Source organism: Pseudomonas sp. yb_9, assembly GCF_043103635.1.
GTDB lineage: Bacteria > Pseudomonadota > Gammaproteobacteria > Pseudomonadales > Pseudomonadaceae > Aquipseudomonas > Aquipseudomonas monteilii.
On record NZ_JBICKA010000007.1, the window covers coordinates 38472 to 60182 of the forward strand.

A 21711-nucleotide genomic window follows, 5' to 3' on the forward strand; every position below is an offset into this window, starting at 1 on the left:
CTGACGAGGGAGATACTAAACGAGTGTTCAGCAAGGCGGGATGGGCTGTTACAACTTCGCACAACTCAGTTTTTGTTGTGCATGCCGCGACATGTTTACCGACTGTGAAATCGAGCGCCGCCCGCGCGGCGCATCGCGAGCTACGCTCGCTCCTACGTTTGTTTCAGGCCAATTATTCCTGGGGGATTCGCGCGCGTACGCCTTGGCGCACGGCGCGATATCGCATCGTATAAACAAGGCGGTCGCGCGCGCCTGCCACAGGCGTTACTGGCCCGAAACAAACGTAGGAGCGAGCGTAGCTCGCGATGCGCCGCGCGGGCGGCGCTCGATCTCACGGGCAACAAACATGCTGCGACGAACACCAGCAACCAACGGACTACGGCATCAAATCCCCGGTGCACTTGCCTCCAAGGCCCCCTGCCGACGGCGATTGACAAAGAAGTACGCCGCATAGCACAGGGCAATGAAGCCAAAGCCCCAGTACAGCGACGGCCGCTGGGTTTCATCCAGCGCCAGGAACACAAACAGCGAACTGCACAAGGTGATGCACAGCAGCGGCACCAACGGGTACAGCGGCGCCCTGTACTTCAACCCTTGCAGTTGCCCACCTTCACGCAGGTAGGCTTTGCGGAAGCGGTATTGCGCCAGGGCAATGACGATCCAGGTCACGGTGCCGGACATGCCGCTCACCGCCATCAGCACCATGAACAGGGTGTCGGCGGCAATGAAGCTGGTCATCAACGAGATCAACGCAAAGCACAGGGTGATGCTCAGCGCCCGCAGCGGCACACCACGCTTGCTCAGCGGCGACAGGCTTTTCGGCGCCATGCCGCTCTTGGACATGGCCCACAGAATGCGCGTGGACGCATACAGCCCGGAGTTGCCCACTGACAGGATGGCGGTAAGGATGACGAAGTTCATCAGGTCGGCGGCGTAAGGGATGCCGACCATGTCGAACACCTGTACGAACGGGCTTTCCATCAAGCCGGCCTGCTCGTACGGCACGATGGCCGACAGCACGGCAATCGCTAGCACATAAAAGATCAGCACACGGAACACCACGTTGCGCACGGCCCGCGGGATGCTCTTTTCCGGGTGCTCGGTCTCACCGGCTGCCACCCCCATGATTTCACACCCCTGGAAGGCATAGACCACGGTCATCATCACGGCGAAGACTGCCGACAGGCCGTGTGGGAACAGCGACTCGCCCACCAGGTTGTCCAGCATCGGTGCCGGTGCCCCGCTGCTCAGCGGGATGGCGCCAAAAATCACCAACAAGCCAATGACAATGAAACCAAGGATGGTCGCCACCTTGATGCCCGAGAACCAGTACTCCGCCTCGCCAAAAGCGCGGGTGGCCAAGGCGTTGAGGCCGAACAGCACGACCACGAACAGCGCCGACCAGTACCAGATCGGCACCTCGGGAAACCAGCGGGTCATCAGCATGCCGGCGGCGGTGAACTCCAGGCCCACCGTAGTGGCCCAGCTCATCCAGTACACCCAGCCGATCATGAAGCCGGTGGCGGGGCCGATGAACTTGGTGGCGTGGGCCTGGAACGAGCCGGACACCGGCATCTGCACCGACAGCTCACCCAGGCAGACCATCACCAGATACATCAGCAAGCCTGCCACCAGGTAGGCCAGGATCGCGCCCACCGGGCCACCCTGGTTGATGGTCACGCCCGAGCCCATGAACAGGCCGGTGCCGATCACCCCGCCCAGCGACAACATGAAGATGTGGCGGCTTTTCAGTGCGCGGGTGAGCTGGATCTTCTCGTGGGTGTCAGTCATGGTGCACCTCGCCATTACGGCCGGTGCGCGGGGTGGTACGAAGGAAGGGCTGAGCACTAGGGCATGTCATTGTTCTTGTCTCCAGTAAGCCTCATGGACCGCGTACAGCACGGTTGCCATGGATTATTGGAAACAGATGTAAGGCGCCGTTGTACGAACGGATCGAAGATGTAAAAAGTCGTAAGTTTTTTGTACGTCAGCCCTGGATCAGCTGCTCCAGGGTGGCGCGGGCCTGACCGAGCTGGCTTGCCAATGGCTCGCCAAGCGCCTTCAACGCCTGTTCGTCGTGCTGCCGGGCCGCCTCTTCAAGGCAGCGCAATAGCACCGCCAGGCCAGAAAAGCCCAGGGAGTCGCAACTGCCGGCCAAACGATGGGCCAGGTGCAGCACTTCGGTATCGTCCTGGGCCAGCAGCGCCTCGGTCAGTGCCGTGGCGTGCTGCTCCAGTGACTGGCGCAGCACCTTCAGCAAGCCCTGCAGTTTCTGCTCACCCAGCAGCGAACGGTGGGTCTCCAGCAGCGACCAGTCCATGTCTGCGTCAGTGCCGCCCCCTTCGCTGGGCGCCACTTCGGCCAACGCCTTGCGCAGGGTCTCCAACCGCAACGGCTTGGCCAATACCCCCTGCATGCCGGCCGCCAGATAACCCGATACCTGCCCCGGTTGCACCCCGGCCGTCAGCGCCAGAATCCGGCTGGCGCGGTTCGGTCCGGGCGAGGCACGCAGCCTCTGGCACAGTGCCACCCCACTCATGCCCGGCAAGTGTACGTCCAGCAGGATCAGGTCGAAGCGAAGCTGCGCGCAAACCTGCAGGGCCTGCCCGGCGTCTTCGGCAAAGCTCACCCGATGGCCATCGCGCAGCAGCAACCCACTCGCCACCTCGCGGTTCAGTGCCACGTCTTCGACCACCAGGATATCCAGGCTGGGCATGGGCGGCATGGCGGGTGACCGGCCCGGCACGGGTTGCCCGTGGGCCATTTCGAGCTCGAACCAGAAGCAACTGCCCTGCCCCGGCACGCTGTCCAGGCCGATGCTGCCGCCCAGTTTTTCCACCAGGTGCTTGCAGATCGCCAGGCCCAGGCCGGTGCCGCCATAGCGACGGGCCACGGCCTCGCTGGCCTGGACGAAGCGGTCGAAGATTTTCGCCTGCACGGCGGGCTCGATGCCGATGCCATTGTCACTGACCGACAGCCGCAAGCGCTGCGCGTGTTCGCTACTGGCAAGCACCCGCACCCCAAGCTGCACCTGGCCGTGCTCGGTGAACTTGATGGCATTGGCCAGCAGGTTGCTGAGCACCTGACGCAGGTACTGCTCAGCACCGTGCTGGTACTCGCCCAGCTGCTCATCGATATGCAGGTGCAACGTGTCGCCGTTGTCCTTGGCCATGGGCTCAAGCAGCGTCAACACTTCCTGGCACAGTTGGCGCAAGGAAAAATCCACCCGCTCGGCCCGGCTCTCGCCTTCTTCGAGCCGGGCGAAATACAGCACCTCGTTGAGAATCGCCAGCAGCCCCTCGCCGGCCTTGTACAAGGCCTCGACGCGCTGACGGTCAGGCAACTCCAGCCGCCCGCCACGCAACAATTCGGCCATGCCCAGAATGCCGTTAAGCGGCGTACGCAGCTCATGGCTCATGGTCGCCAGAAAGCGCGACTTGGCCAGGTTGGCAGCCTCGGCCTCGTCCTTGGCCCGGGCCAGGCTGGCGGTACGCCGCTCGACCATGGCCTGCAGTTCGTCGCGCTTGTCCTGCAGTTCAAGCCGATCACGCTCGCGGCGCTCGATGTCGCTGAGGATGGCGCGGCGCATATCGTCCAAGGCATTGGCCACCGTGTCGATTTCATCCGGGCGCGATGAAGGGCGACGGCCCAGCCGCAACGGCTCCTGCCACTGGCCGGCGCCAATACGGCGAGCGAACTCGGCCATCACTTGCAGATGGCGGGTGACCAGTCGGTAGAAAAGCCCCGACAGCGCCACCGCCAACCCGCACAAAAACACGCCCATCCACAGCAGGCTGGTCAAGCCGGTGGCATACAGCCGCTGATGCACGGCCCCCAGGTCAATGGTCACTTCCAGCTCACCCAGGTGCCTGGCAGGCCCCGAAGGGGGCTGAAAGTCGAGCGGGAAGCGCTCGACGCGCAGCGGCCCTTTGGGCTCGGCCGCCCCTCGCTGCAGTTGGAAGTCGTCGCTGACCAGGCGCACCCGGGCCACATCGGAAAAGTCCACCAGGCCGCGCAGTTGGGTGTCCAGCTGCGCCTCGTCCAGGTCCCACAAGCTGCGCTCCAGGCTGGCCAGGTAGCCGGCACGGATCAGCGCCATACGCGCGTCAATGTCGCGCATCTCGCGGCGGTACTCGAAGTACAGCTGCACCCCGCTGGCCAGCACGGTGAAGCACAAGCTGAACAACAGGATGAACAACAGCAGGCGGCGCAGCAGGCCGTCAGCGCGCAGCGGGATCATCGGGCATCCACCGGCAGGTTGATCATGTCCCTGTAGGTGACTTCACTCTGCTCCAGCCAGCGCGCGATCTCTCCGGCCTGGTTCATACGCTGCAACTGCGCGTCGATTTCGTCCATGTGCCGGTTCAGGGGTGATCGCCGCGACACCGCAACGCGCAGGTAGTCCACGCTCAGGGCGCTGGGCAATACGCGGATATCCTGCGCCCCGGGCAGGTGCTCGATGAACAGTTGGCCGGTGCGCCGCTCCTGGATCACATAATCGATGCGCCCACGGATCAGCTTGCCGAAGTTCTGCTGGCTGGAAGACACACGCTCGATGTTCTGGTGGCGGGCCACGAAGCGGTCGAATTCGGCGCCGTAGCTTTCACCGTACAGCAGGCCGCCACGGTAGCCCGCAAGGTCCTCCACGCGCTGGAACCGAACCGGCCGAAGGCGGTTGTAGAACACCGCCACCTCTTCGCGTACCACCGGCTCGGTGGAAAAACGCATGCGCTGGTCACGCTGGTCGCTGTTGTAGGCCAATACCACGTCCACTCGCCCGGCGGCGGCGTCCATCAGGCAGCGCTTCCAGTTGCCCAGCACTACCGTCTGCACGTCGTAGCCCATGCGGGTGAACAGCTCGCGCACTACGGTCGGCGCCAGGCCGCGCACCTGGTGGCCATCGCTCCAGGAGATCGGCGGGTACACCGGGTAGTCGCAATAGCGCACCGTCTCGGCCGCACCGGCCTGCGCGGCGAGCAGCACCAGCGCCACCCCCAAGGCGCGGGGGGTCATGCTGCCACGCTGGCAGTGAACAGGTAGCCGGTACCGTGGATGGTGATGATCAGTTGCGGCTCGGCCGGGTCATCGTGCAGCTTGCGCCGCAGGCGGCCGACCAGCACGTCGATGGAACGGTCGTTGGGCACCCACTCACGGTTGCGAATCTGGTCCATCAACTGATCACGGCTGAGGGTATGGCCGCTGTTGCGCAGAAACACGCTGAGCAACTGGAATTCACCGTGGGTGAGCAGGGTTTGCCCCCCGCGCGCGTCAATCAGGCGGCGGCGGTCGGTGTCCAGCGCCCAGTCGGCAAACTGCTTCAGCGACTGCGCACAGGCCGGCACGGGGTGCACTTCGCGAGCATGGCGCACGCGGCGGATCAGGTTTTTGGCGCGCGACACCAGCTCACGGGGGTTGAGCGGTTTGATCACGTAGTCATCGGCGCCGCATTCCAGGCCAACGATACGGTCGATGTCGTCGTTGCGCCCTGTGATGAGGATGATGCCCACCTCCGAGCGCACCCGCAGCTCGCGGGTCAGGGTGAGGCCGTCCTTGCCGGGCAGGCGGATATCCAGCAGCACCAGGTCGACATCCTGGCTGCCGAGCAAGGCTTCGGCTTTTTCTGCCGTATCAGCGCAGTGTACGTCGTAGCCTTCCTGGGAAAGATAGGCCTGCAGCAAGTCACGAATAAGCGGATCGTCATCGACGATCAATACCCGAGGCGTCATTGCGTGTCGTCTCTTTTTATTGGTGTTGTTCTACACACTCGCGCCAGCAGCGTACTCGTTACTGAACAGGCGATCAACAGCCCTCGGGCAGGCTGAAACGGCGCCGACCACCGGCTTGCAGGCCATCGACCCAGGCTTCGCAGATAGTCACGCCCTGCTCGGGCGTGAAGGTGCCGGGGTTGAGCCCCGACTCCAGCCACAGGCCGTCGAGCAAGGCGCTGAGGCTAATGGCGGCGAGGTCGGCATCGAAGCCCTGCCAGCCCTCATCCCCGGCGAGCGAGGCCAGCAGCTGGCTCAGCTCCTTGCGGTACTCGCCATAGGAATGGTCGTGCACCTGGTTGATTGCATCAGCTGTCTTGACCGCGCCCCAGAACGCCAGCCAGGCGTCAAGCAGTTGCGGGTCGAGCAACTCTGCGCAGAACGAAGCGCGGAAAAACGCCGACAACCGCTCGCGGGCATTGGGCGCGGCCTGGGCCATGGCTTCACGCAACAGGCCCATCACCCGCCCGGTAACCGCCAGGTAGGCCTCGGCCACCAGTTCGTCCTTGCCGGCGTAGTGGTGGCTGATCAGCCCTACCGAAACCCCCGCCTCGGCCGAGATCTTGCGGATCGAAGCCCCCTGGAAGCCATGGCGCTTGAGGCACACCAGGGTCGCTTCGACCAGGTTGGCTTTGCGCAATTCCGGCAGCATGCGGTGGTAGCGGGCTTCCTGGTTCATGGGCGGCTCTCGGTTCGGGGGCTGGACTGAACGACTGTACAACAAGCCGGCGTGCGTGATAAACCCTTGGCTCTCCTGCCCACAACAACAAAAGCGGCTGCCATGAACGACCTGATCACACGCGACCTGGACCAGGGCCTGCTGACCCTGGCCTTCAACCGCCCCGACAAGCTCAACGCACTGAACACGGCCATGTACCAGCGGCTGGGTGACCTGCTGTTGGCGGCCAGTGAAGACCCGGGTGTGGAGGCAATCATCATCACCGGTGGGCCGCAGTGCTTCACCGCGGGCAACGACCTGCGCGATTTTCTCGACAACCCGCCCGGTGATCTGGACAGCCCGGTATTTCGCCTGATGCGGGTGGTGATGGGCCTGGACAAGCCGCTGATCGCGGCAGTCAGTGGCGCGGCCATCGGCATTGGTGCCACCTTGCTGTTGCATTGCGACCAGGTGCTTGTCAGCCGTTCGACCAAGCTGCGCATGCCGTTCGCGCCACTGGGTGTGTGCCCGGAGTTTGGCTCCAGCCTGCTGCTGCCTCGCTTGCTTGGCCAGGCCCGTGCGGCCCGCTTGCTGCTGGGCAATGAACTGCTCAATGGCGAACAGATGGTGGCCTGGGGGCTGGCCAACGAGCTGCATGAGGATGGCGAACAGTGCCTGGCCGCCGCCCGGCGGCTTGCGCAGCAGCTGCAAGGCTACCCGCAGGCGGCGCTGCGTATCAGCAAGCGGCTGCTCAAGGACAGCCAGCGGGCCGAGCTGGAGGCGACGGTGGCGCGGGAGAGCCGGCTGTTTATCGACTGTTTGCGTACCGAGGAAGCACGGACCGTGTTAAGGGGCCTGATCAAGGATTGAATGGGCTGAGGCTAGTATCCGGTCATCTCCAGATACCCGCGCCCACCCGCACTCCCCGTCAACCGCACCGGCCCTTCCCAATACGGAAACCGCGTATCCATCCATGCCTGCGGTTCCACTGCATCCACGTGTATATCTACCCCATGCGCTGGTACCTGCACCCGCCAGCGCGTTGGCACCTGCTTGTCATTTTTCTGAGTCACCAAAGCAAGCGCCTGCATCTGGATCTGCTCCCCATGAAGCGCCTCCACCTCTCCTTGCGGGCCTACCCAAGTGCCGGCGCGATACGCTTCACCCTGGGCCTCGCGCACCTGGAACAGCATCAGCTTGGCGCCACTGTCCAGATGCAGGGAAAACCAGTCCCATCCCGCCTGCCCGGCAGCCAGCGGCTGGCTGCTCCATTCCCGGTCCAGCCAGGCCTGACCAGTGACAGCAATGCACAGGCCATCACGCTCCACGTCCCCGTGCACGCGGTAAAAAGGCTGGCTGTAATAATAGGAAGCCTGCCCCTTGCCAGATTTTTCGCTGTAACCCTGGTCGCCGTGCAGCACCAAGGGCCGCTCACTGCGTAAGCGCAAGTCGTAGCGGAACGCTTCACCACTGGCGCTCATCCGCAGGCTTTCGATGCCATCGTTGCCCTGCAATACCCAGTCATTAATCCACGCCCGAAACGGCTGGGCGTGCACGCCGGCCTGGCCGATACCACCGCGCGCCAGGCTTTCGCCAGACTGATGCCCATCCGGGCCGGTCAAAGCCGCATGCCCCATCCACAGGTTCGGGCTGTTCCAGTCAGCGGTTTCTGGGCCGGGGCGCAGTGCCGAGCGGAACAGCGTCCACTGCGCGCCCCAGTCGCGCCCCTGGGCGTCCTTGAGGTTGGCGGTGACATACCACCACTCGATGCGAAATCCGTCGTGAGGGCCGTGGTCATCGCCACCACCCGAATGGCGATACGCGACTACCTGCGAAGGCGCAACGCGGTGTATGGCACCGGCTACGCCGGTGTTCGCGGGTGAACCCGCTCCCACAGGGAACGCGGTACGCCATCAATTATGGATCCATTATAAATCCGATAATCGCCCATAACATCGTTATTCATAGATTTTTGTGTTGACCAAGGAAGGCAGGCCTGGCTCTAATGGATCCATTAAATAAAAACAAAACCCGGAGAGCCTCCCCCATGTACCCCAAAAACACCTGGTACGTAGCCTGCACCCCCGACGAAATCGCCACCAAACCCTTGGGCCGACAGATCTGCGGCGAGAAGATCGTGTTCTACCGCGCCCAGGAAAACCGCGTGGCCGCCGTGGAGGACTTCTGCCCGCACCGTGGTGCGCCGTTGTCGCTGGGTTACGTTGAAGACGGCAACCTGGTGTGTGGTTACCACGGCCTGGTGATGGGCTGCGATGGCAAGACCGTGTCGATGCCGGGCCAGCGGGTACGGGGCTTTCCCTGCAACAAAACCTTCGCCGCCGTCGAGCGCTATGGCTTCATCTGGGTCTGGCCCGGCGACCAGGCGCTGGCCGACCCGGCGCTGATCCCGCACCTGGAATGGGCCGTCAATGAAGAGTGGGCCTATGGCGGTGGGCTGTTCCATATCGGTTGCGACTACCGCCTGATGATTGACAACCTGATGGACCTCACCCACGAAACCTACGTGCACGCCTCCAGCATCGGCCAGAAAGAAATCGACGAGGCACCGCCCGTCACCACCGTCACCGGCGACGAAGTGGTCACCGCCCGGCACATGGAAAACATCATGGCCCCGCCCTTCTGGCGCATGGCCCTGCGTGGCAACGGGCTGGCAGACGATGTGCCGGTGGACCGCTGGCAGATCTGCCGCTTCACCCCGCCCAGCCATGTGCTGATCGAAGTGGGCGTGGCGCATGCCGGCAAAGGGGGCTACCACGCGCAGGCGCAGCATAAGGCGTCGAGCATCGTGGTGGACTTCATCACGCCAGAGAGCGACACCTCGATCTGGTACTTCTGGGGCATGGCGCGCAATTTTGCGGCGCAGGACCAGGCGCTGACCGACAACATCCGGGAAGGCCAGGGCAAGATCTTCAGCGAAGACCTGGAGATGCTGGAGCGCCAGCAACAGAACCTGTTGGCCTACCCGGAACGCAACCTGCTGAAGCTGAACATCGATGCCGGTGGCGTGCAGTCGCGCAAGATCCTGGAGCGGCTGATTGCCAAAGAGCGCATGCCGCAACCACAACTGATTGCCACCAGCGCTACCCCTGCCTGAGGAGAAGCCAAGATGATCGATGCCATAGTGGTTTCCCGCAACGATGAAGCGCAGGGCATTTGCAGCTTCGAGCTGGCAGCAGCGGATGGCAGCCTGCTGCCCGCGTTCAGCGCGGGCTCACATATAGATGTGCACTTGCCCGATGGGCTGGTGCGCCAGTATTCCTTGTGCAACCACCCCGAAGAGCGCCACCGCTACCTGATCGGTGTGCTCAACGACCCGGCCTCGCGGGGTGGTTCACGCCGCCTGCACGAGCAGGTACAGGCCGGCGCACGCCTGCGCATCAGCGAACCCCGCAACCTGTTCCCGCTGGCGGAAGGGGCTCGGCGCAGTGTGCTGTTTGCCGGAGGTATCGGGATTACCCCTATCCTATGCATGGCCGAGCAGCTGGCGCAAAGCGGTGGGGATTTCGAACTGCACTACTGCGCCCGCTCGAGTGAGCGTGCCGCCTTTGTTGAACGCATTCGTAAAGCGCCTTTCGCCGACCGCCTGTTCGTGCATTTTGACGAGCAGCCGGAAACGGCACTGGACATCGCCCGGGTGCTGGATAACCCGCAGCCGGATGTACACCTGTATGTGTGTGGGCCAGGTGGTTTCATGCAGCATGTGCTGGACAGCGCCAGGGGCCTGGGCTGGCAGGAGGCTTGCCTGCATCGGGAATATTTTGCCGCAGCGCCGGTGGATGCCAGCAACGACGGCAGCTTCTCGGTACAGGTCGGCAGCACCGGCCGGGTGTTCGAGGTGCCTGCCGACCAGACGGTGGTGCAGGTACTGGAACAGCACGGTATCGAGGTTGCGGTGTCGTGCGAACAGGGCATTTGCGGCACCTGCCTGACGCGCGTGCTGCAAGGCACGCCAGACCATCGCGACATGTTCCTGACCGACGAAGAGCAGGCGCTGAACGACCAGTTCACGCCCTGCTGCTCGCGCTCGAAGACACCCCTGCTGGTGCTGGATATCTGAACCGGCCTACGACGAGGGCAGAATCACCTTCATGCCCTCTTCCACCGTTGCCCCGCCGAAGGTTTCGGCGTAGCGCAAGGTGGCGTTGGCGTGCTCGCGCATGATGGCTTCGGCGCGGGCGCCCTGGCGATTGACCAAGGCATCGAACGCCGCATGGTGTTGCATGTGCGCGAAGTTGAAGCGCCGGTATTCGCGGGGCAGGTCGTGGCGGTCCACGGCCAGCGCTGTGACGGAGGCAAACGGCAGGTGATCGTTGCGCGCCAGGGCATCGGCGATGGCCGGGTTGTGGCTGGCTTCGATGATAACCTGGTGAAAGCGCATGTTGAGGTCGTGGTAGGCCTGCAGGTCTTCCTCGGTGACGAAGCCCTTGTCGAACAACTGGTCGCCTTCGACCAGGCAACGTTGCAGCGCTTCGCGGGCCTGGGCTGACAGGCCACGTTCCGCAGCCTGGCGGGCAGCCAGGCCTTCCAGTACGCCGCGTACCTCGACGGCGCCGGCGATGTCATCGGCACTGACCGAACGCACCTGAAAACCCCGACCGCCAAAACGCACCAGCAGACCTTCCTGCTCAAGGGTGCGAAACGCCATGCGCACCGGCATGCGTGACACGCCGAACAGTTCGGCGGTGGGGACTTCCATCAAGCGCTCGCCAGCTGCAAGCTCGCCCGAGGCGATCATCTTGCGCAACGCGACCAGCACCATTTGACCAGGCTTGCTCATCTGGGCTACTTCCAGGGACATGAGCGGGCATCTTAGCGTATGGCGGGGAGGTGCTGTTGGTTTGTTCGGGCAATACGAGAGACGGTGCGGCGTGTCATTGGGGCTGCTGCGCAGCCCCAATGCCTTAAAGGCGGCGCGGTAAAAGCTTTATAGCGACAGCGGATAGCTGACAATCAGGCGGGTCTGATCGAAATCACTGTTGAAGCTACGCCGGTTGGTCGCGTTGTTCAGCCGGATGTTAAGGTTTTTCAACGCCCCGCTCTGGAAGGTGTAGTTCACTTCGGTATCGCGCTCCCACTCCTTGCCATTGCGGCCGGCCGCCGTGGTCGCGTTCTCACCATGCCCGTAACGCACCATGGCCAACAGCCCTGGCACCCCCAATGCGGCAAAGTTGTAGTCATAACGCACTTGCCACGAGCGCTCGTCGGCGTTGCTGAAGTTGCCGTTGAACATGTCGTTGCCCAAGGTACGGCCACTGCTGCCATACACCGACATCCACTGGCTGTCGCCACTGACCTTCTGCAACCCCAGGTACAGCGTGTGGCCACTGTGCGAGGCCGACAGCAAGGCGTAACCCGTACGGCTCTGGATGTCGCCGATGCGCGCCTGGCCGTCATCCCGGTCGATGAAATAGCCAAGATTGGCCCCCAACGTCCACTCCCCCACCCGTTGGTTGTGCAGCAGGTTGAAGTAGCTTTGCTGGAAGATGTCCTCCAGCTGCGAATGCCAGGCACCGATCAGTGTGCGCTGCTGGTTGAAGCGGTACTCGGCACCGGCGTAGTTGAAGCCGTCCGAGGTGACCCCGGGCGCGGCCCAGGCAGAAAGGTCTTGCATGTCGGACGAGTTGCGCAGGCTTACTTCACGGTACTGGCCGACCTGCAGACTCAAGCCTTCGATCTCTCGCGAATCAAGCATCGCCCCACGGAATGTCTGCGGCAGCAGGCGGCCATCGTCGTAGCGCAGCAGAGGGATGTCGGGCAGCAGCTCACCAACCTTCAGTTCGGTCGCGGAAATACGCAGCTTCGCCGCCAACCCTGCCCGGCCATAATCGTCGGTTGCACGCCCGTCATCGTGCACCGGCAGCAATTCGGAACCGCTGGTGCCACCGCCGCTGTCCAGCTTCACACCGAACATGGCGATACCGTCCAGGCCAACACCGATCACCCCCGGGGTGTAGCCAGAGCTGAACTTGAAGATGAAGCCCTGGGCCCATTCTTCGACCTTGCTCTTGGCCGCCCCCGGGTCGCGGAAATCGCGGTTGAAGTAATAGTTGCGCAGGGTCAGCCCGGCCTTGGCATCGTCAAGGAAGCCTCCCTCCTCGCCCCAGGCCGGCAAACCCAGGCCAAGCGCCAGCGATACCGCCAGGACCGAACGGGCCAGCGTGCAAGTTGTGTGCATCATTATTATTGTTCTCCGCTTTACTTGGGCGCAGCCGCCAGCCCCAGACCAACAGACACCTGGGGCGATAAGCTGCATTCAGGTGCCCGGCCAGGCCGGGCGGCACTTAGTGGCTCAATGCATCGGTAGGTAGAGCAGGTGCCGGCTTGGCCACCGGTCGCAGCAACAGCAAGCACCCTGCCGCCAGCACGAACACGCTGGCGAACACCCCGTACAGGTGCAGCGGTTGCCAGCCACCATCGAGCAACACACCGGCCACGGTGGGCGACAGGATCGCCCCCATGCGCCCGATGCCGATGCCCCAACCCACGCCTGTCGCACGTACCGAAGCGTCATAGACCACCGGCGACAACGCATACAGCCCGGCCACGCAGCCATTGGAAAACAGCCCGATCAGCAGCCCCAGCGCCAGCGCCGCACTGACCGACTCGCCATTGGCCACGAACAACACCAGCAGCGCTGCGGTGATAAGCATGAACAACGCCAGCACCCGCGTGAGCGGCCAACGCGAAGCCAGGCCGCCGATCAGCGCCGCACCGAGGATGCCGCCGACGCTCAGCAGCACCCCGCCGGTAATGCCCTGCTGTGCCGACAGGCCAGCGGCGACCAGCAGTTTCGGCGTCCAGCTCATGACGAAGTAGAAGCCGAACATGACCAGGAAAAACAGCAGCCAGATCACCAGCGTGGTGCGGCGCATGGCAGGCGCCAGCAGTTGCCGGAAGCCGCTGGCGGCGCCCTGTTCCCTTGCAGTGGGTGTTGGCAGTTGTGCCAGCGCCGGCTGGCCGAGGCGAACGGCCAGGCGATTGACCCGTGCCAGCGCATTGGCCGGGCGACGTGCCAGCAGAAAGTCCAGCGACTCCGGCAACCACAGCAGCACCAGCGGGATCACCAGCACGGTGACAATGCCGCCAAACAGGAACACCGAGCGCCAGCCCCATTGCCCCAGCAGCCACACCGCCAGCAAGCCGCCCAACGTCGCGCCCAGGGCGTAGCCGGTGGACTGCAGGCTCACCGCCAGCCCGCGCCAGCGTTTGCTGGCGTACTCACTGGCAATCACGTTGCTGCTGGCCAGGATGCCGCCGATGCCCAGCCCGGTCAGGCCACGCAGCAACGCCAGTTGCAACGGGGTTTGGCTCATCGCCGAAAGCAGCATGCCGACACCAGACAGCGCCAAACACAGCAGGATCAGCGGGCGGCGACCAAAGCGGTCGGCCCACGGCGCAATGAACAACGAGCCGGCCGCCATGCCGAACAGGCCGGCGCTGAGCAGCAGCCCTACCTGTGCCCCGTTCAGGCCCCACTCGGCAGACACCGAGGCAGCCGTGAAGGCCATCACCAGTACGTCGAAGCCATCGATCATGTTGAGGATGATGCAAATACCAATGGCCAGGCACTGGAAGCGGCCCATCGGGTCATTGTCCAGGCGTTGCTTGAGATCGGCATTCATAAGGTCACCTGCCGGTTCACAGGTGGGAGAACAGATACGCACACGCAGGCAAAGCGCAAGGAACCCTGACGGTTCCGTAGCCCTGGAAAACCACTCATGACTGGACCCTTTTTGTAATTGTTGTCGCATACGGCTGGAGGGCTCCGGCCGTTGTCAGGCGCTAATCAACCAGATAGTGGATCCACAAACAATCACTTCGAAGGTGGAGGCTCGGGGTGAAACGCGGTTAACAAAGAAATAAAACGACTAAAATAAATTTTTATTACGTATTTTCAACAGCTTATACATTTATCCTATAAATGATTTCTTGTTCGTTTATCGCACAAATTTTATCTATGGATCCACAAATACACCAGAATCGCCCCCAATCCCCTTCACCCAGGGTTAGCCATGAACAAATCTTCATGATGTGCGCCAGCGCCCTGATCACGGGGCACACAGCCCCTACGCGCTTTCTGATGGGCTCCACTCACCTTGAGGCTGCGGGGCGTGTTGCGTAGCATCCCCCGCCCGTTCGCGCGCCCGCACGGCCAACGCGATACCCGTAGAAAGAAGAGCCCCGATGCCACAGCCCATCCCCCTCAAGGACCACGAAAAGGAAAAGCACCTGGTCAACCGCCGGCTTCTGGCCTGCGCCGCCCTGGTGTTCAGCCTGTGTGCCGTTCTGGTGGGACGGCTGTACGTATTGCAGGTGCTGCAGCACGACCAGCAGACAGCCGTGTCGGAAAACAACCGCGTGCACGTACTGCCCATCGCCCCCGAACGCGGGCTGATTTACGACCGCAACGGCGTGGTATTGGCAGACAACAAACCCAGCTTCGACCTGACCATGACCCGCGAGCGGGCCGGTGGCGACTCGGCCAAGGTGCTCGATGCCCTGACCCAGGTACTGGGCCTGACCGACGACGACCGCAAGCAGTTCGACAAGGACCTGCGCCGGGGCCGCAAACCGTTCGAGCCCGTCACCTTGATGGTGGGCCTGAGCGAAGAGCAGATCGCCCTGGTGGCCGTGAACCAGTTCCGCCTGCCAGGCCTGGAGGTTGAGCCGCAGTTCATCCGCGAGTACCCGCTGGCCGAACATTTCGCCCATTCGGTAGGCTATGTGGGGCGTATCAACGAGAAAGAGGCCAAGGTCCTCGACAGTACCGAGTACCGAGGCACCCAATCGATCGGCAAGACCGGCATCGAACACTTCTACGAAAGCCAGCTGCACGGCCACGTGGGCTACGAAGAGGTCGAGACCAACGCCCAGGGCCGGGTGATGCGCGTGCTCAACCACAAGGACCCGACCCCAGGCCAGGACATCGTCCTGACCCTGGACGCCCACCTGCAGATAGCCGCAGAAAAAGCGCTGGGCGACCGCCGCGGCTCGGTGGTGGTGCTGGACCCGGCCAATGGCGATGTACTGGCAATGGTCAGCAACCCCAGCTTCGACCCCAACCTGTTCGTCAAAGGCATCAGCTTCAAGCAGTACGCCGAACTGCGCGATTCCATCGACCGCCCGCTGTTCAACCGCGTGCTGCGCGGCCTGTATGCCCCAGGCTCGACGGTGAAGCCGGAGGTAGCCATCGCAGGCCTCGACAGCGGCGTGATCACCCCGGGTAGCCGTGTATTCGACCCGGGCTACTACGAGCTGCCCAACTACGACCACAAGTACCGCAACTGGAACCGCAGCGGCGACGGCTGGGTGGACATGTACACCGCCATCATGCGCTCCAACGACACTTACTTCTACGACCTGGCGCACAAGCTGGGCATCGACCGCCTGCACGACTACATGGCCGAATTCGGGCTGGGCCAGAAGGTGTCACTGGACATGTTCGAGGAAGCCTCCGGGCTGATGCCGTCGGCCGAGTGGAAGCGCGCCACGCGCCGCCAGGCATGGTTCCCGGGCGAAACGCTGATCCTGGGCATTGGCCAGGGCTACATGCAGGTCACCCCGCTGCAACTGGCCCAGGCCACCAGCCTGCTGGCGAGCAAAGGGGTGTGGCACCGCCCCCACCTGGCGATGACCGTGGGCGGCGATGCGCCAGTCGACCCTAACCCGATGCCCAACATCGTGCTGCACGACAAACATGCCTGGGACCAGGTCAGCCAGGGCATGCAGATGGTCATGCACGACCCGCGTGGCATCGCCCGTGCGGCGGCAGCGGGGGCACAGTACCGGATTGCCGGCAAGAGTGGTACCGCGCAGGTGGTGGCGATCAAGCAAGGTGAGCGCTACAACCGCAACAAGACCCTGGAGCGGCACCGTGACAACGCCTTGTTTGTCGGCTTTGCACCGGCCGACCACCCGAGTGTGGTGGTGGCGGTGATGATCGAGAACGGTGAGGCTGGGGGCCGGGTGGCAGGGCCGGTGGTGCGGGAGGTGATGGATGCTTATCTGCTGGATGAGCAGGGGCATCTGAAACCTGAGTTTGCGGCAGGAGTGACGGCTCACAGCGCGCCACACATTTAAGCATTTTGGTGTGCCTCGCCAGGGCGAAAATCAGGCATGGGCTTACCGGCCTCTTCGCGGGCAAGCCCGCGAAGAGGCCAGCGATACAAACGCTCACCCCCAGGACAGACGCTCTTGTCATTGTGAGTGAATCATTCGCCCAGGTAGGCCTTCTTCACCTGGTCGTCATGCAGCAAGGTCTTGGCGCAGCCTTCCAGGCTGATGCGCCCACCATCAATCACGTAAGCGCGCTGGCAGGTCTGCAATGCCAGCCGGGCGTTCTGCTCCACCAGCAGCAACGTCACCCCACCCTTGACCACCTCGACGATGGTTTCGAAAATCTTCTGCACGATGATCGGCGCCAACCCCATGGACGGCTCGTCCAGCAACAGCAGCTTGGGCCGCCCCATCAATGCCCGGGAAATCGCCAACATCTGCTGCTCGCCACCCGACATGGTGCCGGCCAGCTGGAAGGCGCGTTCCTTCAGGCGCGGGAAGATACCGTACATGCGCTCGATGTCGGCAGCGATGGCGTCCTTGCCGTCGCGCCGGCTGAAGGCGCCCATTTCGAGGTTTTCGTGCACCGTCAGCTTGGGAAAGATCCCTCGCCCCTCCGGCACCAGCGCCAGCCCTTCGCGGATCAGGTCGTGGCCCTTGATCGCCGCGTGCGCCTTGCCATCGAAGGTGATGCTGCCGGCACTCGGTTTCAGTAGCCCGGCCAGGGTTTTCAAGGTGGTGGTCTTGCCCGCGCCGTTGGCGCCGATCAGCGCCACCATCTCACCCTCGCCCACCCTCAGGTCGATGCCCTTGATGGCCTGGATGGCGCCATAACTGACCTTCAGGTCGCTCACCTGCAGAATGTTCTTCATGCCACTGCCTCTGCACCCAGATAAGCCTCGATCACACGTGGATCCTTGCGCACGTCGGCCGGCAAGCCGTCGGCGATCTTGCGACCGAATTCAAGTACGGTGATGTGGTCGCACAGGCCCATCACCAGTTTCACGTCGTGCTCGATCAACAACACGGTTTTGCCATCCGCCTGCATCTTGCACATCAGTTGGCGCAGGCCTTCGGTTTCCGAGGCGTTCATGCCTGCAGCCGGCTCGTCGAGCGCAATCAGCTTGGGTTCGGTGGCCAGTGCCCGGGCGATTTCCAGGCGACGCTGGTCACCGTAGGACAGGCTCTTGGCCAACTCGCCGGCCAGGTGGCCGATGCCCACGTAATTCAGCCAGTAACGGGCGGCCTGGCGGATTTCGCGCTCTTCACGCACGCAGGCCGGGGTACGCAGGATGGCGCCGAGCACACCGCTGCGGGTGCGCACATGGCGGCCAATCATCACGTTTTCCAGAGCGGTCATGTTGTGGAACAGGCGAATGTTCTGGAAGGTGCGGGAAATACCCGCCTCCACCACCTTGTGCGGCTTGCTGATGCGCAGCGGCTTGCCGTCGAACATCACACGACCCTGTTCGGCCCGGTACAGGCCGGTAAGCACGTTGAACAGGGTGGTCTTGCCAGCACCGTTAGGGCCCAAAAGCCCGCGAATCTCGCCACGGCGAATATTCAGGTCGATGCCGTGCAGGGCCTGCAGGCCACCGAAGAATTTACTGACCTGATGCAGTTCGAGAAGGATATCGCTCATGCCTTGTCAGCCTCTTTGATCGGGAGTTCGAAGGGTGCCTGTTGAGGTACTGCAACGACCGGCGGGGGCTCTGTTTGCGCTTCACCCTCGTGCAGCTCGGCACGGCGGCGGTCGGATGGCCACAGCCCTTCGGGCCGGAAACGCATGACCAGGATCAGCGCCAGGCCGAACACCAGCATGCGCAGGGTCGAGGCATCCAGCACGTTGCGCAGGATGTCGCGGCTGATGAAGGTAACGTTGTCCATCACCCATGGCTGGATCCAGTTGACCAGGTCGCGGAACAGCTCGGGCATCACTGACAGGATCAGCGCCCCCAGCACCACGCCACGGATCGAGCCCATGCCGCCGAGCACTACCATGGCCAGCACCATGATCGACTCCATCAGGGTGAACGATTCGGGGCTGACAAAGCCCTGGTAGCTGGAGAACAGCACGCCAGACACCCCGCCAAAGGTCGCGCCCATGGCGAACGCCAGCAACTTGAGGTTGCGCTTGTTCAGGCCCATGGCCTCGGCGGCCACTTCGTCTTCACGCAGGGCCATCCAGGCACGGCCGATGCGCGACACCTCCAGGCGCTTGGACAGCACGATGCAGAGGATGACGATGAACAGGAAGAACAGGTAGTAGCTGATCACCGGCGAAACCTGCAGGCCGAGCAAGCTCCAGCTTTGCTGCAACGACAGCACCGGTGCCGCACCTACATCCGGCGCATGGGCCCATGGCCCGAAATCGACGTGCAGCGGGGCAATGTTGCTGATGCCCTGGGGGCCGTTGGTGAGGTTCACCGGCTGGTCCAGGTTGTTCATGAAAATGCGGATGATCTCGCCGAAACCCAGGGTGACGATAGCCAGGTAATCGCCGCGCAACTTGAGCACCGGCGCCCCGATCAGCACACCGCAAATGGCTGCGGCCACGGCTGCCAGCGGGATGATCACCCACACCGGCCAGTCCAGCACAGCCTCGATCAGGCCGGCCATTTGCAAGTGCGGCGAGGCCAGCAGTGCGTACAGGTAGGCACCAATGGCGTAGAAGCCGATGTAGCCCATGTCGAGCAGCCCGGCGTAACCGATGACGATGTTCAGGCCCAACGCCAGCAGCACGTAGAGCATGGCAAAGCCAAGGATGCGCACCCAGGTGGGGCCGAGCATGGGGATGGCCTCGATCAGGAACGGCAAGGCAATGAAGCCGAGGATCAACAGCAGGTACTGGGTCTTGAGGTTTTTCATGACCGCCTCCTCACGCCCGGTCGGCCTGGCGTTCGCCAAGCAGGCCGTTTGGCCGGAACAGCAACACCAGAATCAGTACCGCGAAGGCGAAGATGTCTTGGTAGTTGGCGCCCAGGAAACCGCCGGTGATCTGGCCGGTGTAGCCCGCTGCCAGCGACTCGATCAGCCCCAGCAACAGGCCGCCGGCCATGGCGCCGAACAGGTTGCCGATACCGCCCAGCACCGCCGCCGAGAACGCCTTCAGGCCCAGCAGCAAGCCCATGTAGGCATCGGCCTGGCCATAGTTGATCGCACGCATTACCCCGGCGATGGCACCCAGGCTGGCGCCGATCAGGAAGGTGGCGCTGATCACGCGGTTGATGTTGATGCCCATCAACCCGGCCACTTCCTGGTTTTGCGCGGTGGCGCGCATGGCCTTGCCCAGGCGGGTTTTGTCCACCAGCAGCCACAGGCCAAGCATGATCACCACGGCTATCAGCATGATCGACAGCTGCACGTTGGTGATGGTGGCGCCGAACACGTCGACCGGCTGCGTCTCGACCACTTCAGGGAAGGTCTTGTAGCCGCGCCCCCAGATCATCATCGCCAGATTCTGCAGGGCGATGGAGATGCCAATGGCGAGAATCAGCGGGGTTAACCGCGGGGCTTTGCGCAAGGGCCGATAAGCGTACTTTTCCATTCCCTGGGCCAGCAGCATGCACACCACCGCGGCGGCCATGATCGCCAGAAGCAAGGTAATGAGCCCGGGGGCAAAGCCTGCGCCAGCGAGCATTGTCAGTACCGAAATGGTCACCATGGCGCCAACCATCACCACCTCGCCGTGGGCGAAGTTGATCAGGCCGATGATGCCGTAGACCATGGTGTAGCCCAGGGCTACCAGGGCATAGATGCTGCCCAGCACTAGGCCGTTGAGGACCTGTTGCAACAAGATATCGAAATTACCGTCCACGCGCTGAATCCTCGAAACTGCGTTGTCGTCGGCGCGCGGCGGCTCAGCGCCACACGCCAACAGGCCTGGCAGGTGGGAAAAGTCTTCTTGTTATGTCGCAGGCCGGCGCCTGCTTGTTATGAGGTGCTGCTTAGTCGCGCTCGACCGACAGGGTTTTCCAGCCGCCGTCAGCGAACTGGAACACGGTGGCCGCCGGATTCTTCAGGTTGCCCTGGTCGTCGAAGGCGATGGTGCCGGTGACGCCTTCGTAGCTCTGGCTCTTGAGCACAGGCAGGTACACTTTGGGGTCGTCGGAACCGGCCTTGACCATGGCGTTGATTGCCGCCCAGGTGGCGTCATAGGCGGCGGGCGACGACTGCACCACGCCCACGCCGAACTTGTCCTTGAGCTTCTGCTCGAAAGCCGCGCCCTTGGGCATGTCCTGCAACGGCGTGCCGTAGTTCCAGGCGTAGGTGCCTTCGGCGGCGCTGCCGGCCATCTGCCTGAACGAATCGTTGGGCAGGTTGCCGATGTTCATGAAGCGCGCCTTCAGGCCCAGGTTCTTCATCTGCTTGGCCATCGGGGCGGCCTGGTAGTCGAGGGCGGCAAAGAACACTGCATCGGCCTTTTGCGCCTTGGCCGTGGTGAGGATAGCATTGAAGTCGGTCGACTTGTCATTGGTGTACTCGCGCACCACCACGTTGCCACCCGCCGCCTTGACCGCCTTGGTCACCTCATCGGCCAGGCCTTGGCCATACGCAGTGCGGTCATCGAAGATGGCAATGCGCTGGGCCTTGAGCTGGCTGACCAGGTAATTGCCGGCATAACGGCCGAGGGTGGCGTCGTCATTGACGGTGCGAAACACCGAGGGGATACCCTGGCGGGTCAAGGTGGGGTTGGTGGCCGAAGGCGAGATTTGCGGAATGCCGGCGGCGGCGTAGATTTTCGAAGCGGGAATACTGGTGCCAGAGTTGTAGTGACCAATCACCACCGCCACTTTCGAGTCCACCAGCCGCTGCGCCACCGCAGTGCCTGTGCGCGGGTCGGCGACATCGTCTTCGGAAACCAGCTTGAACCGGGCCACCTTGTCACCGATTTTCAGCTGCTGCTGGTTGGCCTCTTCCACCGCGATCTGGATGCCATGCTCGACGTCCTGTCCCTGGTGCGCCGAAGGCCCGGTCAGGGGGCCGGCGAAGCCGATCCTGACGATTTCACTGTCTGCTGCGTGTGCCGTCCCCATGGCCATCAGCAATGTTACCGCGGTCGCGAGGGCTGTACGCCCTCCTTTGTTGTTATTCATGCTCAGCTCCCAGTAGTGGTTGGACGAACCTCGACATCGCTTACCGCATGCGAATTGGCCGGAACGCCATCGCACTTGTAAGATAACAGTCAGCAGGCAACTGTCAATGGGTGTA

General features: G+C 63.1%; 18 protein-coding genes. 4 read left to right on the top strand and 14 right to left on the bottom strand.

Annotated features, from left to right (window positions below; all coding sequences use genetic code 11):
* Positions 1-384: 384 nt before the first annotated feature.
* The 5 genes from ACF8MI_RS01725 to ACF8MI_RS01745 form a co-directional block, all read right to left on the bottom strand.
* Positions 385-1791, bottom strand: a complete 1407-nt coding sequence (locus tag ACF8MI_RS01725; RefSeq protein ID WP_060497140.1) for an amino acid permease — start codon at positions 1789-1791, stop codon at positions 385-387.
* A gap of 196 nt (positions 1792-1987) precedes the next feature.
* Positions 1988-4240 (bottom strand): ATP-binding protein, encoded by a 2253-nt coding sequence (locus ACF8MI_RS01730; protein ID WP_200929436.1) that lies wholly within the window; start codon positions 4238-4240, stop codon positions 1988-1990.
* Entirely contained in the window at positions 4237-5013 is a 777-nt protein-coding gene (locus ACF8MI_RS01735) for an ABC transporter substrate-binding protein (protein WP_060497142.1), read from the bottom strand. The genes ACF8MI_RS01730 and ACF8MI_RS01735 overlap by 4 nt, the downstream gene beginning before the upstream one ends.
* Positions 5010-5726 (bottom strand): response regulator, encoded by a 717-nt coding sequence (locus ACF8MI_RS01740; protein ID WP_016715658.1) that lies wholly within the window; start codon positions 5724-5726, stop codon positions 5010-5012. Before ACF8MI_RS01740 ends, ACF8MI_RS01735 begins: the two co-directional genes overlap by 4 nt.
* 73 nt (positions 5727-5799) lie before the next feature.
* Positions 5800-6444, bottom strand: a complete 645-nt coding sequence (locus ACF8MI_RS01745; RefSeq protein ID WP_060497143.1) for a TetR family transcriptional regulator C-terminal domain-containing protein — start codon at positions 6442-6444, stop codon at positions 5800-5802.
* Between the two features lie 102 nt (positions 6445-6546).
* On the opposite strand from ACF8MI_RS01745, the gene ACF8MI_RS01750 reads away from it, so the two are divergent.
* The gene (locus ACF8MI_RS01750; protein WP_060497144.1) at positions 6547-7293 is read left to right on the top strand and encodes an enoyl-CoA hydratase-related protein; all 747 of its coding nucleotides are present in this window, start codon (positions 6547-6549) and stop codon (positions 7291-7293) included.
* Positions 7294-7304: 11 nt separating this feature from the next.
* Here the strand turns inward: ACF8MI_RS01750 and ACF8MI_RS01755 are convergent, their stop codons facing one another.
* Positions 7305-8318: a lipocalin-like domain-containing protein gene (locus ACF8MI_RS01755; protein WP_325076349.1), complete on the bottom strand. Its 1014-nt coding sequence runs from the start codon at positions 8316-8318 to the stop codon at positions 7305-7307.
* A gap of 152 nt (positions 8319-8470) precedes the next feature.
* Between ACF8MI_RS01755 and ACF8MI_RS01760 the strand changes: the two genes are divergently transcribed.
* Together ACF8MI_RS01760 and ACF8MI_RS01765 are read left to right on the top strand one after the other, a co-directional pair.
* Positions 8471-9538 carry an aromatic ring-hydroxylating dioxygenase subunit alpha gene (locus ACF8MI_RS01760; protein ID WP_156867412.1) on the top strand — a complete coding sequence of 356 codons (1068 nt, stop codon included), beginning with the start codon at positions 8471-8473 and terminating at the stop codon, positions 9536-9538.
* 12 nt (positions 9539-9550) lie between these two features.
* Positions 9551-10501 (top strand): PDR/VanB family oxidoreductase, encoded by a 951-nt coding sequence (locus ACF8MI_RS01765; RefSeq protein WP_060497146.1) that lies wholly within the window; start codon positions 9551-9553, stop codon positions 10499-10501.
* Between the two features lie 6 nt (positions 10502-10507).
* On the opposite strand, the gene ACF8MI_RS01770 is transcribed toward ACF8MI_RS01765, so the two are convergent.
* The 3 genes from ACF8MI_RS01770 to ACF8MI_RS01780 form a co-directional block, all read right to left on the bottom strand.
* Entirely contained in the window at positions 10508-11221 is a 714-nt protein-coding gene (locus ACF8MI_RS01770) for a GntR family transcriptional regulator (protein WP_060497147.1), read from the bottom strand.
* 147 nt (positions 11222-11368) lie between these two features.
* Positions 11369-12622, bottom strand: a complete 1254-nt coding sequence (locus ACF8MI_RS01775; protein ID WP_177337065.1) for an OprD family porin — start codon at positions 12620-12622, stop codon at positions 11369-11371.
* Between the two features lie 103 nt (positions 12623-12725).
* On the bottom strand, positions 12726-14066 hold the full coding sequence (locus tag ACF8MI_RS01780) for an MFS transporter (RefSeq protein ID WP_060497148.1): 1341 nt from the start codon (positions 14064-14066) through the stop codon (positions 12726-12728).
* Between the two features lie 562 nt (positions 14067-14628).
* On the opposite strand from ACF8MI_RS01780, the gene mrdA reads away from it, so the two are divergent.
* Positions 14629-16524: a penicillin-binding protein 2 gene (mrdA, locus tag ACF8MI_RS01785; RefSeq protein WP_060497149.1), complete on the top strand. Its 1896-nt coding sequence runs from the start codon at positions 14629-14631 to the stop codon at positions 16522-16524.
* A 131-nt stretch (positions 16525-16655) separates the two neighbouring features.
* Here the strand turns inward: mrdA and ACF8MI_RS01790 are convergent, their stop codons facing one another.
* From ACF8MI_RS01790 to ACF8MI_RS01810, 5 genes are all read right to left on the bottom strand, one after another.
* A complete protein-coding gene (locus tag ACF8MI_RS01790) occupies positions 16656-17372 on the bottom strand; it encodes an ABC transporter ATP-binding protein (RefSeq protein WP_060497150.1) in 717 nt (238 codons plus the stop codon).
* A complete protein-coding gene (locus ACF8MI_RS01795) occupies positions 17369-18142 on the bottom strand; it encodes an ABC transporter ATP-binding protein (protein WP_200929437.1) in 774 nt (257 codons plus the stop codon). The genes ACF8MI_RS01790 and ACF8MI_RS01795 overlap by 4 nt, the downstream gene beginning before the upstream one ends.
* The gene (locus ACF8MI_RS01800; RefSeq protein ID WP_164524634.1) at positions 18139-19368 is read right to left on the bottom strand and encodes an ABC transporter ATP-binding protein; all 1230 of its coding nucleotides are present in this window, start codon (positions 19366-19368) and stop codon (positions 18139-18141) included. Before ACF8MI_RS01800 ends, ACF8MI_RS01795 begins: the two co-directional genes overlap by 4 nt.
* A 10-nt stretch (positions 19369-19378) precedes the next feature.
* On the bottom strand, positions 19379-20317 hold the full coding sequence (locus ACF8MI_RS01805) for a branched-chain amino acid ABC transporter permease (RefSeq protein ID WP_060497153.1): 939 nt from the start codon (positions 20315-20317) through the stop codon (positions 19379-19381).
* A gap of 130 nt (positions 20318-20447) precedes the next feature.
* Complete coding sequence (locus ACF8MI_RS01810) at positions 20448-21596, bottom strand: branched-chain amino acid ABC transporter substrate-binding protein (RefSeq protein ID WP_225521840.1); 1149 nt, start codon at positions 21594-21596, stop codon at positions 20448-20450.
* Positions 21597-21711 lie beyond the last annotated feature (115 nt).